Origin of the sequence: Saccharopolyspora sp. NPDC050642 (assembly GCF_040654735.1) — a bacterium.
Taxonomy (GTDB): domain Bacteria; phylum Actinomycetota; class Actinomycetes; order Mycobacteriales; family Pseudonocardiaceae; genus Saccharopolyspora; species Saccharopolyspora elongata.
The window spans coordinates 63,316-75,813 of sequence record NZ_JBFAIN010000013.1; the positions used below are offsets into that span (position 1 = coordinate 63,316).

At 71.5% G+C, this 12,498-nt stretch carries 8 protein-coding genes; 2 read left to right on the forward strand and 6 right to left on the reverse strand.

From position 1 onward, the window contains the following. Positions 1–2 precede the first annotated feature (2 nt). Positions 3–3,143: a BTAD domain-containing putative transcriptional regulator gene (locus tag AB0H93_RS21310; RefSeq protein ID WP_358574703.1), complete on the reverse strand. Its 3,141-nt coding sequence runs from the start codon at positions 3,141–3,143 to the stop codon at positions 3–5. Positions 3,144–3,329: 186 nt separating this feature from the next. Next, positions 3,330–4,115 carry a helix-turn-helix transcriptional regulator gene (locus AB0H93_RS21315; protein WP_358574704.1) on the reverse strand — a complete coding sequence of 262 codons (786 nt, stop codon included), beginning with the start codon at positions 4,113–4,115 and terminating at the stop codon, positions 3,330–3,332. Between the two features lie 170 nt (positions 4,116–4,285). Here AB0H93_RS21315 and AB0H93_RS21320 point away from each other — a divergent pair, with 170 nt between their 5' ends. Then, positions 4,286–5,146 carry an alpha/beta hydrolase gene (locus AB0H93_RS21320; protein WP_358574705.1) on the forward strand — a complete coding sequence of 287 codons (861 nt, stop codon included), beginning with the start codon at positions 4,286–4,288 and terminating at the stop codon, positions 5,144–5,146. A 44-nt stretch (positions 5,147–5,190) separates the two neighbouring features. Then, complete coding sequence (locus tag AB0H93_RS21325; protein WP_358574706.1) at positions 5,191–6,066, forward strand: macrolide 2'-phosphotransferase; 876 nt, start codon at positions 5,191–5,193, stop codon at positions 6,064–6,066. A 51-nt stretch (positions 6,067–6,117) separates the two neighbouring features. Here AB0H93_RS21325 and AB0H93_RS21330 read toward each other — a convergent pair whose 3' ends face one another. From AB0H93_RS21330 to AB0H93_RS21345, 4 genes are all read right to left on the reverse strand, one after another. Next, complete coding sequence (locus AB0H93_RS21330) at positions 6,118–7,422, reverse strand: SLC13 family permease (RefSeq protein WP_358574708.1); 1,305 nt, start codon at positions 7,420–7,422, stop codon at positions 6,118–6,120. An 85-nt stretch (positions 7,423–7,507) separates the two neighbouring features. Next, positions 7,508–8,260: a fumarylacetoacetate hydrolase family protein gene (locus AB0H93_RS21335; protein ID WP_358574709.1), complete on the reverse strand. Its 753-nt coding sequence runs from the start codon at positions 8,258–8,260 to the stop codon at positions 7,508–7,510. An 8-nt stretch (positions 8,261–8,268) separates the two neighbouring features. After that, positions 8,269–11,211, reverse strand: a complete 2,943-nt coding sequence (locus tag AB0H93_RS21340; RefSeq protein ID WP_358574710.1) for an FAD-linked oxidase C-terminal domain-containing protein — start codon at positions 11,209–11,211, stop codon at positions 8,269–8,271. A gap of 72 nt (positions 11,212–11,283) precedes the next feature. Beyond that, positions 11,284–12,447, reverse strand: a complete 1,164-nt coding sequence (locus AB0H93_RS21345; protein WP_358574711.1) for an aminotransferase class V-fold PLP-dependent enzyme — start codon at positions 12,445–12,447, stop codon at positions 11,284–11,286. Positions 12,448–12,498: the final 51 nt, after the last annotated feature.

The following is a 12,498-nucleotide window of genomic DNA, read 5'->3' on the forward strand; positions in this document are numbered from 1 at the left end:
TGTCAGGCCGTGTAAGCGGTCAGCCGGTCGAGCGCTTCATGGCGCGGCATTCCGGCGCCCCGGCGGTACGCCTCGTCGTATTCGGCCTGGCCGAGGCGCCGCGCGAGTTCGGTGACGAGCTCGCGCAGTTCCGGATCGCCGTGGTCGAACGCGCCGCGGATGGTCTGGCTCGTCCCCAGTGCGGTGGCCGCGCCGACCGGATCGCCTTCCAGGTGCAGCAGCATCGCGAGCTGCTGGGCGGCCGGCGCGATGTCCCGGTGGGCGAATGCCGCCGCGACGGCGCTGGGGAGCAGCAGGCGCGCCCCCGCGGCGTCGCCCGCTGCGAGCCGGTTCGCCATTCTCGCCGAGGCGATCCGGGCCTCGATCGCCTCGGCGGGCAGCGGCGTCTCGCGGGCCAGCAGCGTCATCCGGTCGAGCTCCCGGTCCGCGCGGTCCGGATGTCCCGAGCGGCGGTGGAACTCGGCCATGGTGACCAGGGCTTCGGCCTCCAGAAAACGCTGGCCGCGGTCCCGGGCCTCCTGCTCGGCGGCGTCGATGTCCCGCCGGGCGCCATCGAGATCGCCGCTGCGCATCCGTTCGGTGGCGAGCCCGACCCGGTACGAGAACGCGTCCTGCGGGGTCAGCGCGAGGCTCCGTTCGAAGGCGGCGATCGCCTCGTCGTGGTCGCCGTCGACGGAGTGCGCCTGCGCCTGGCCGGACAGCACCATCGCCGTCCACAGGCGGTCACCGGTCTCCTCGAACCCGCGCAACGCGTGCGCCAGCGCCGTCGAGCAGCCGCCCCAGTCGCCGTGGTCGCGGTCGATGAACGCTTCCACCATGAACGTGCATGCGGTGGCCCACCGATCGGAGCGGGCGCGCACCTCCCGCATCTGGCGTGCGACGAGCTCGTCCAGTCCGAGGAAGTGCCCCATCGGCAGGGTCACCATCAGCAGCACCGGGTAGCGCTCGAGCGCTCCGGTGCGCGCGCAGTCCTCGATCAGGGCGTGAGTCCGCTCGGCGTCGGCCTTCGGGCCGCTGTCTCCGGCCAGCAGGTGGATCGCGGTGAACGCGGCGCGGGCGTCCTCGGGCAGCGCGTCGCCGAACTCGACCACCCTGGCCACGTAGTTCTCGGACCGCGCGTCGTAGCGCAGGGAGTTCCAGTACCAGTACAGCGGGCCGAGGATCTGGACCGCGGTGCCCGGATCCCCGTCGTCGATGGCCGATCGCAGTGCGAACATCAGGTTGTCGTACTCGGCGTCGAAGACCAGCAGGGACTCCAGCTGCCGGGCGGAGCGCAGCAGCGGCTCGTGCTCCTCGGCCAACCCGGCGAAGTAGCGCGTGAACCGTCCTCGGACCTGCTCTTCTTCCCCGGCCTGCCGGAGTTTGTGCGCGGCATGGGCCCGAATGCTCTCCAGCATCCCGTACCCGTTCCCGGTCTGTTCCACGATGGACTTCTCGACCAGCGCATCGAGCACGTAGCCGACGTCGTCGGCAGGCAGGTCCGCCGCATCCGAGCACACCGCCTCCGCCGCGGCGCCACCGGTCCCGGCGGGGAACACCGACATCCGCCGTGCCAGCAGCCTTTCCTGCTCGGTCAGCAGGTCCCAGCTCCACTCGATCACCGCGTGCAGGGTGCGCTGGCGCGGCTGCGCCCCCCGGTTTCCCGTGGACAGCAACCGGAACCGGTCGTCGAGTCGCCGCTCGATCTGCTCGGGGCTCATCGCCCGCAGCCGCGCAGCGGCCAGTTCCAGGGCGAGCGGCAGGCCGTCCAGCCTGCGCACCACGTTCACCACCGCATCCACAGTGGACATGTTCAGCTCGAAACCCGGCCGCACGGCAGCCGCGCGGTCGACGAACAGCCGCACCGCGGCGGACTCGGACGCAGCCGCCGGGTCCGCGCGGTGCCGCGGCAGGCCGAGCGGCCCGACGCGGCACAGCGCCTCGCCCATGACCTCCAGCGACTCCCGGCTGGTGGTGAGGATGGCCAGCTGCGGCTGGCGTTCCAGCAGCTGCCGGGCGAACTCCGCGGCGGCCCCGACGACGTGCTCGCAGTTGTCCAGGACGAGCACGGCCTCTCCGCCACCGAGCAGCTCGACCACCCGGTCCAGCGGATCGCCCGGGCCGCCGCCGGAGAGCCTGCCGTCCGGGGAGCTGAGCGCGCCGAGCACCGCGTCGGCCACGCTGCCCGGCCCGCTCACCCCGGCGAGCGGGACCAGCCACAACCGGCCGCGCCGGTGGGCCCGATGCCGGGACGCCGCCTCCACCGCCAGCCGGGTCTTGCCCACGCCGCCGGGGCCGAGGACCGTGACCAGCCGGGAGGTCTCCATCAACTCGGCGAGCAGCGCCAACTCGTCGTCCCGGCCGACGAACGTGGTCAGCGGCGCGGGCAGGCGGCCCGGTGCCGATTCGGGCCGTGCCGCCGGGCGGTCCGTCCCACCGCGCAGCACGGCCAGGTGGGCCTCCCGCACCTCGGCCGAAGGATCGACGCCGAGCTCGTCGGCGAGCGTGCCGCGGAGTTCCTCGTGCACGGCCAGGGCATCGGCCTGGCGGCCGGCCGCGTGCAGCGCGCGCATGCGCAGCGCGGCCAGCCGTTCCCGGAGCGGGTGTTCCGCGGAGAGCGTCTCCAGGTCGGCCAGGATCTCGGCGTGGTGGCCGAGTCGCAGCTCCGCATCGAAACGGTCTTCGACGGCGCCGATCCGGAGTTCCTCCAGGCGCGCGCCGGCCCTGGTGGCGAACGGGGCGTCGAGCACGTCGGAGAAGGCGGTGCCCTGCCACAGGGCGAGCGCGGCGCCGAGCGATGCGGCCGCTTCTCGCGGCACGTCCGCTGCTAGTTCCCGCCTGCCCCGCGCAGCCATCTCCTCGAACCGGTGCGCGTCGACGTTCTCCGCAGACATCGCGAGCCGGTAGCCCGTCCGCGTCGACTCCAGCGTCCCGGCGCCCCCCAACGCCTTTCGCAGCCGGTACACCACTGCGTGCAATGCGTTGATCGCGTCCGCCGGCGGATCGTCGTGCCAGAGGTCGTCGATGAGCGAACCGGTCGGCACGCTCTCGCCCGCGGTCAGCGCGAGCCTCGCCAGCAGCATGCGCGGCCCGGCGCCCGGAACGCGGATCGGCGTCCCGTCCTCCGCGCAGGCCCCGACCGGCCCGAGCACTGTCACCCGCATGGTCCCCAGTCCTTCGCATCGCCCGTCGTCCCCGAGGGTGGCGAGCCACGCCGCGGGCGAACGAGATCATCGTAGGACCGACTGCGCGTCCCTTTTCCGGGTGTGGGAAGTCGGTCTGGTCCGACTGGCCGAGGAGTGGGAGTGCATCCGCAGGCCTAGTCCACAGTGGAGCAATTGGGTGCGCGGTCATTCCGTTGGGAGGCTGCTGAAGTACTGGGACGGGGGCTTGCCGAGGCAGCGGCGGAACATCGCGCTGAACGCGCTTGGGCTCTCGTAGGACAGCTGCGCCGATACCCGCGTGACCGACTCGCCCTTGGCGAGCATCTCGACGGCCGCCAGCAGCCGCGCCTGCTGCCGCCAGCGGCCGAACGTGCAGCCGACCTCGGCGACGAATCGGCGGGCCAGCGTCCGCTCGCTCATGTGCGCGTGGTGCGCCGCGTCGGCGGTGGTCCACGCGAGCTCCGGCTCGTCGATGAGGCGCCGGCACACCTGCAGCAGGGCGGGGTGGCGGGGGAGAGGCAGTTGCAGGGGTACCACGGTCAGCGGCGCGAATTCGTCCAGCAGCAGCTCCATGACCAGTCCGTCGCGGCCGCGCGGGTCGTAGTCGATCGGGATCTTGGTCGCCGCGAGCAGCAGTTCGCGCAGCAACGGCGTGACCGCCACCACGGTGCACGACGTCGGCAGGTGCGGGCGTGCACCGGGCTCGACGTAGACGGTGCGCATCGGGACCGCGCCGGAGGTGCGCATCGCGTGCCGGACCCCGGCGGGAATCCAGACCGCGCGCTGCGGCGGTGCCACCCAGGTGCCCTCCGGGGTGGTGACGGTGATCGCTCCGGACGTCCCGTAGATCAGCTGGGCCCGGCGGTGCGAGTGCTCCGGGATGGCGTGGCCGTCCGGCAGGTCGCGGGCCATCGCGGCGAGCGGCCGGGCGGTGCGCTGGTAGTCCTCGCGATCCTCGCTCTTGCCGAACATTGGCAGCCCTTCGACGATGTGTGGCCGCTTCGCGCGAGACAGCCAGTGGTTGTCCGCCGGAGACTGTAGTCCGGCCGGTCGACGGGCGTGATCGAGTGCCTGCGGGGCGTCGGAGGCAGGAGCGCTCGGGCCGGGCCGTTGTGCAGGGACTACGCGGAGGATGTTGACCGATGATCGTCGATGGGATCGAGCGGAGCCGGGAGTGGCTGGACGCCGAGTACAACGTGCGCGCCGGCATCCCGGACCACGAGGAGATCTTCGCCCGGTGGACCGCGGAGAGCGAGCAGCTGCGCTCCGCGGCGGACGTGCGGTCGGTCGGCTACGGCGACCATCCGAAGCAGGCGGTCGACGTCTACCTGCCGGCGGCGCCGACCGGGGCGGACCCGCTGCTGGTGTTCGTGCACGGCGGGTACTGGCAGTCGCTGGACAAGGAGATGTTCGGCTTCCTCGCCGCGCCGTACGCGGCCCGCGGCATTTGCTTCGCCTCGCTGGACTACCGGCTCGCGCCCGAGGCGGGGATGGACGAGATCGTCGCCGACGTGCGCGCCGGGATCGCGGAGATCGCCAGGCGCGCCCCGCAGTTCGGGGCCGATTCGGGGCGCATTTTCGTCGCCGGGCACTCCGCCGGCGGCCATCTCGCGGCCATGGCCATGGCCACGCCCTGGGAGAACTTCGGCCTGCCCGCCGACCTGGTGACCGGGGCGTGCGCGATCAGCGGCCTCTACGACCTCGAACCGATCCAGGCCTGCTACCTCAATGAAAAGCTGGGCATGACGCGCGAGATCGCGCGGCGCAACAGCCCGGTCCGGCAGCGGCCCGCCCACGCATCCCCGCTGATCCTGACCTTCGGGGGCGCCGAGTCGTCGGAGTTCGCGCGCCAGCAGGCGGAGCTCGTGCGCGCGTGGTCGGCGCACGGGGTGCCGTGCCAGGTGGTGGACCAGGCCGACGGCCACCACTTCGACGCCGTGGCGCGGCTCGCCACCGACGGCCCGCTGCGCGGGGCGGTGCTCGCCATGGTCCGCGGCGCCTGAATTTGAATCGCGGCGAGCGGCCTCCGGACGCTACGGTTCGTGGCGTGTTCGTCGATCTTGCCCGCAAGCACGGGCTGCACGTTCGCGTGCTCGAAGTTGATGAGACGGGCTGGGATTTCCAGGTCGGGCACGCCGTGGCTGCCGACGGCGCGCGGTGGGTGCTCCGCGTGCCGCGGCGTCCCGAGGTCAGCGAGCTGATCGCGGGGGAGCGGCGGCTGCTGGAGTTCCTGCGCCCGCGGTTGGACGTCGCGTTGCCGCAGTGGGAGGTGTGCACCTCCGAGCTCGTCGCCTACCGGCGGCTGCCCGGTTCGCCGTTGGGGCCGGAAGATCCCGTGACGTTGGCGTACCAGTGGCGGATGGACGTGCCCGGGGAGCTCTTCGGGGTCCTCGGCGCGGTGATCGCGGAGCTCCACCGCGCGCCGGCGGCGGAGATCGCCGAGCTCGGTGTTCCGGTGTCGGAGCGCACGGCGTTGCGCGACGAGGCCGACGACCACCTCCGCCGCGCGGGGTCCGAATTGGACGTTCCGGAGTCGCGGGCTCGCCGGTGGCGGGAGTGGATCGACGACGACCGGTACTGGATCGGCGAGTCCGCCGGGCTCCGCCTGGTGCACGCCGACCTGCACCCGGGGCACCTGCTCGTGGACGACTCCGGGATGCTGACCGGAATCCTGGACTGGACCGACGCCGCGGTCGACGATCCGGCGCTCGACTTCATCGCCCCGCGCCGGGCGTTCGGCGAAGCCGGCCTCGGCCGGTTGCTGGCCGCCTACGTCGACGCGGGCGGACGGCCGCGCGAGCACTTCCGCGCGCACATCGAGCAGCTGTCGTCGTTCTTGTTCAGCGTCTCGCTCGGCATCCACGGGATCGACACGGGCCACGACGGCTACGTGAAGATCGCCCAGGAACGCCTGCGGGGATGACGTTCGGTGGCCCGGGGTTCGGCGGCGCCGGCCACCGAACCCCGGGTTCCGTCAGAGCCAGCCGGGCAGCACGAAGATCGCGACCGACAACACGGGCGCGACCACGATCATGCTCATGCCCCACGCCATCAACCGCTTGAACGTGGTGTCCCGAGCCTCCTCCGGGGTGCTGGCGATGACGAGCGCACCGCTGGTCGAGAACGGGGACGAGTCGACCACGGACGACGAGATCGCCAGGGCGATGATCAGGCCGACCGCGCCGACCTGACCGGTCTGCAGGAACGGCACCGCGAGCGGGATGAGCGCGCCGAGGATCCCGGTGGTCGACGCGAACGCGGAGACCCCGCCGCCGATCAGGCAGATGACGAACGCGGCCAGCAGCGGGATGCCGATGCCGACGACGCCGTTGCCGAGGTACTCGATGGTGCCGACGCTCTCCATCAGGCTCACGTACGTCACCACGCCGCAGACCAGCAGCACGGTCGGCCACGCGACCTCGGACACGCACTTCTTGGTGACATCGGGCCACAGCAGGATGATGATCGTGGCGATGCTCAGCGCGAGCAGGCCCACGTCGAACTCCAGCGCCAGCGCGCCGACGGCCAGCGCGACGAGCCCGACGAGCGTCACGATCCGCTGCACGTTCAAGGTGGTCGCCTCGACGGCCGTGCTCGTCCGGGTCGCGGTCGCCGCGCCTCCGCCACCCACCGGCTCGTCGTCCTGCTGCGCCGGATCGGTGCTGACCCGCTTGCCGAGCAGTTGCTTCCCGCCGAACATGAAGAACACCGCGACGCTCAGCAGCGTGTTGAACAGCAGCAGGCTGATCCACAGCAGCACGGGATTGCCCGGCAGGCCGCTGCGTTCCACGACGCCGTTGGTGATGCTGCCGAAGATGCTGATCGGCGAGAAGCCGCCCGCGCTCGCGCCGTTGATGATGAGCAACCCCATGAGCAGCGGGTTGATCCGGTAGCGCGTCGCGAAGTTCATCCCGATGGGGGCCATCATCGCCACCGCGCCGGGCACCACGGCGCCCACCATCGTCAACAGGCTGGTGACCAGGAACATCACCCACGGGATGAGGGCTATTCGCCCCCGCACGGCCCGCACTCCGCTGTGGATGAGCCAGTCGACGGTGCCGTTCGCCTTGGCGATGGCGAACAGCAGGGTCACGCCGACCAGGGTGACGAACAGGTCGCCCGGGAAGCCGGCGAAGAGATCGTCGTTGGACTTGTCGAACACGAACGTGCCGAGCAGGAAGGCGCCCAGGAACGCGACCGCTCCCATGTTCACCGAGCGCACGGTCGCGAAGGCGAAGATCAGAACCAGGCCGATGATCGATATTACCTGTAAGGACATCGACACTCCTCGAGGCTGACGTTGGCTCGCAGGGGTTGGTGGATTCGTTGGTACGACGACGGAATCTGGCGGTCGGACGGCCGGGTCAGGCCCGGTCGGCCACCACGTTGCGCAGTGCGCCCACCCCGGAGATCTCGACCTCGACGACGTCTCCGGGCACCATCGGCCCCACCCCGGCAGGGCTGCCGGTGAGCAGCACGTCGCCGGGTTCGAGGGTGATCCAGCGGGTGACGAAGGCCAGCAGTTCCCCGATCCCGAACACCATGTCCGCGACCGATCCCCGCTGGACGACCTCCCCGGCCAGCCTCGTGGTGATCCGCAGGGCCGACGGATCGGGCACCTCGGTCTCGATCCAGGGGCCCAGCGGGCAGAACGTGTCCGCGCTCTTCGCCCGCGTCCACTGGCCGTCGGCCCGCCAGTCGTCCGCGGTGACGTCGTTCGCGCAGGTGTAGCCCAGCACGACGTCGGCGAAGCGATCGGCCCGCACGTTGCGCGCGGTGTGGCCGATGACGACGGCCAGCTCGCCCTCGTACTCCAGCCGCCGCACCTCGGGCGGCCGCAGCACCTCCGCGTTCGGACCGGTGATCGCGTTGGGAGCCTTGAGGAACAGCGATGGCTGCTGCGGCCAGGGCCTGCCCTTCTCGGCGATCTGGTCGGCGTAGTTGCTGCCCGCGCAGACGATCACGCGCGGCTCGCACGGGGCGAGCAGCGTGACCTCCGACAGCGTCCCCACGGCTCTCCCCGGGGTGTCGTTCCCGTCGGGCAGCTCGTGCACCAGGTCGCCGACGACGGCGCCGCGGCCAACCTGATCGCCGAGGCGGTAGCGGACTATTCGCATGGTCCCTCCTAGTCGACGGCCAGCGCTTCGCGCACCAGCTCCACCGGGTGCCACGCGGTGCGGCCCGCCCCGTGGAAGATCTGTTGCCGGCACGAAACTCCGGTCGCGGCCACGACCGTGTCCTCGGGTTCTGCCGCCAGCGCCGGGAAAAGCCGGTCCCCGCCGACGGTCATGGACGTCTCGTAGTGCTCCGACTCGAAGCCGAACGAGCCTGCCATCCCGCAGCAGCCCGCGTCGATCTCCTCGACCTGCGCCCCCGGGATCCGGCGCAGCAGGGCGACCGTGGCGGCGGTGCCGACCTCGGCCTTCTGGTGGCAGTGGCCGTGGAAGACGATGCGGCGCCCCGCGAGCCAGGAATCCGCGCGCAGGGTCAGCCGGCCCGCGTCGATCGCCTCGACGAGGAGTTCCTCCACCTGCTTGACCCGCTGCGCCACGGCGCGCACCGACGAGGAGTCGGGCAGCAGCGCCTTGTGCTCCTCGCGGAGCATCAGCACGCACGACGGCTCGCAGCCCACGATCGGCGAATCCGGCGCGGTGTCCCGCTCCAGCGAGGTGACCAGCGCCGTCGCCTTCTTCTTCGCGTCGTCGAGCATTCCCTTCGACATGCTCGACCGCCCGCAGCAGCCGCCGCCCGCGAGGTCCACCCGCCAGCCCGACCGCTCCAGCAGCTCGATGCCCGCCCGGCCGATGTGCGGTTCGGTGTAGGTGGTGAACGAGTCCGCGAGCCAGGTGACCGCGCCCTGCGGCGCGGCGGGCGGTGCGGACGTTCGGCGGCGGAACCAGCGGAGCAGGCTGACCCGCTGGAACGTGGGCAGCGGGCGGGCCGCCGCGATGCCGAGCGTGCGGTCCAGGATCCGGCGCAGGAGTGGGATCCGGCCGGGCAGGTTCGACAGCGGGGCGGTCGCCGAGCCGAGCCGGTTGAGCGCGCGGATCGAGGAGAACACGCGCGACCGGAGCGGAGTCCCGTGGATCTCGTGGTGGTGCGCGAGCGTTTCGGCCTTCAGCGAGGCCATGTCCACGCTCATCGGGCATTCGCTCTTGCACGCCTTGCACATCAGGCAGAGGTCGAGGATCTCGTGGAGGCGTTCGCCGCCCAGCGCCGCGTGCGGATCCGGTTCGGACAGCGCCTTCACCAGCGCGTTGGCCCGGCCGCGGGTGGAGTGCTCCTCGTTCTTCGTCGCGATGTAGGACGGGCACATCACGCCAGCGGTGGACTTCCGGCAGGCGCCGATGTTCATGCAGCGGTCCGCGGCGCCGCGCATGCCGCCGACGACCTCGAACTCCAGCATCGTGCGCAGCGGTCGGGCGGGCGGGAGCGCGTCGCGGTCGCGGAGGTTCTCGGTCATCGACGGCGCGTCGACGATCTTGCCGGGGTTCATGATGCCGTCGGGGTCGAAGAGCCGCTTGACCTCGCGCATGGCCTCGTACAGCTCGTCGCCGAAGATCTCCCGGTTGAACTCGCTGCGGGCGAGGCCGTCGCCGTGCTCGCTGGAGTTCACCCCGCCGTACTCGGCGACGAGGTCCTTGACCGCTTCCGCGACGGCGCGCATCTTGGCGACCTCGTCGGGGTCGGTCAGGTCGACGAACGGGCGGATGTGCAGGCATCCCACCGAGCAGTGGCCGTAGAACCCCGCCTCCATCCGGTGCTCGTCGAGGATCTCCTTGAACCGCTTGGTGTATTCGGCGAGGTGCACCGGGTCCACCGCGGTGTCCTCGACGAAGGCCAGCGGGCGGCGGGTCCCCTCGCCGGCGGCCATCAGCAGGCCCAGGCTGGACTTCCGGACCTTCAGCAGCGCCTGCTGCTCGGCGGGCGTGACCGCGCGGAGCGTGTGGTAGCCGTGCCCGTTCTGCTGCCACCGCGCATCGAGCCGGTCGAGCTGGGCGACCAGGTCCGCTTCGTCGTCGCCGGTGAAGGAGACGAAAAGCAGCGCGCCCGGGTCGCCGGCGAGCACGTTCCCGAGGTCGGCGAACTCGATCTTCTGCCGCGACAGGTCCAGGATCGTCCGGTCCATCAGCTCGACCTGGTGCGGATCGCAGCTCAGTGCGTCCGTGGTGGCCGAGATGGCGCTCGGGGTGTCGGTGAAGTGGCCGACGGCGTAGACCGTCCGCCGCGGCTTGGGCACCAGGTCCACCAGCGCGCGGGTGGCGATGACCAGCGTGCCCTCCGCGCCCACCACGAACTTCGCCAGGTCGAACGGCTTTTCCGGCCCGAAGCCGACCAGCCGGTCGAGCCGGTAGCCGCAGGCGCGGCGCCAGAACGCCGGCATCTTCGCCTCGATGACGTCCTCGTTGGCGGTGACCAGGCCCGGAAGTGCTTGGTAGATCCGGCCTTCGAGGGTCTCCACCGACGCCCGGCGCGCCCGCTCGGCCTCGTCGACGGGCTCGAACCGGGTGCACGAGCCGTCGGCGAGCACCACGTCCAGCGCCCGCACGTGGTCGATCGTCATGCCGTAGGTCAGCGAGCCGCTGCCCGCGGAGTTGTTGCCGATCATCCCGCCGATCGTGGCGCGGTTGCTGGTGGAGGTGTCCGGGCCGAACATCAGCCCGTGCGCGGCGGCGGCCTGGTTGAGCTGGTCCTGCACCACGCCGACCTCCACCAGCGCCGTGCGCGCCACCGGGTCGATGTCCAGGATCCGGTTCATGTGCCGGGACATGTCGAGCACCAGGCCGGGCCCCACGGTCTGGCCGACCAGGCTCGTCCCCGCGCCGCGCGGCACGACCGGCACACCGAGCTCGGCGGCGGCCTGCACGGCCGCGGCGACGTCGTCGTTGTGGCGCGGGAAAGCGACGCCGAGCGGCATGATCGAGTACATGCTGGCGTCGCGGGAGAAGAGGTGGCGGGTGTAGTCGTCGAAGGCGACCTCGCCGTCCAGCGCGGCGCGGAGCGCGCGTTCCAGGCGCGAACCGAGGGTTTGCCGTGCGGCGGGAGCGTCAGTTGTCGGGACGGTCATCGCGATTCCTTTCCACCGATTCGTCCTTGCAGTCGCCGCGCCCGGCCGGGCCAGCGCGCCGCGCTGAATTCCCTAGGCGCGCAACACCTCCAGCGCCGCTTGGAGACCGGTGGGATCGATCGGCACCCCGGACAGTTCGAGTCCCATCTGGACGCCGGCGAGGGTGCCGGCCAGCGTCAGGTCGTTGAAGTCGCCGAGGTGGCCGATGCGGAACACGCGACCGGTGAGCTTGCCCAGGCCGGCGCCCAGCGACATGTCGAAGCGGTCCAGGATGACCTCGCGGACCTTGTTCGCGTCGTGCTCCTCGCCCAACCGCACGGCGGTCAGCGAGCTGGAGTGCTCGCGTTCGTCGGCGCACAGCACCTCCAGGCCCCAGGCCCGCACGGCTGCTCTGGTCGCCTCGGCGTGCCGGTCGTGCCGGGCGAAGACGTTGGGCAGTCCCTCCGCTTCGAGGAGGGACAGCGCTTCCTGCAGCCCGTAGAGGAGGTTGGTGGGCGGGGTGTAGGGGAAGAAGCTGCGCTCGTTGGCTTCGAGGATGGGCGCCCAGTTCCAGTACGACTTCGGCAGCCGCGCTCCTTCGGCGGCGGTGAGCGCCTTCCCGCTGATCGCGTTGAACCCCAGCCCCGGCGGCAGCATCAGGCCCTTCTGCGAGCAGCTGACCGTGACGTCCACCCCCCACTCGTCGTGCCGGTAGTCGATGGAGCCCAGCGAGGAGATCGTGTCGACCAGCAGCAGCGCGGGGTGGTTCGCTTCGTCGATGGCCGCCCGGATCTCCGGCACCCGGCTGGTGACCCCGGTGGACGTCTCGTTGTGGACGACCATCACCGCGGCGATGCCGTGCTGTTCGTCCGCGGCCAGCCGCTCGGCGACGACGGCCGGGTCGACGCCTCGCCGCCAGTCCCCGGGGACGAAGTCGACGACCAGCCCGAGGCCTTCCGCCATGTCGCGCCACAAGGTGGCGAAGTGGCCGGTCTCGAACGCGAGCACGCGATCGCCGGGGGACAGGGTGTTGACGAGCGCCGCCTCCCAGGCCCCGGTGCCCGAGGACGGATAGATGACGACGGGCCGATCGGTGCCGAACACCGGCCGGACCCTGCGCAGCACGTCCTGCGCGAGCTCCGCGAAGTCCGGCCCGCGGTGATCGATCGTGGGTTGCGCCATGGCGCGCAACACGCTGCCTGGGACGTTGGTCGGTCCGGGGATCTGCAGGAAATGCCGTCCGCTGTTGGCGGCCATTGCACCAACCCTTCTGAGCCGATTAGGTGACGCTGTGCCGTGACGTGGTAC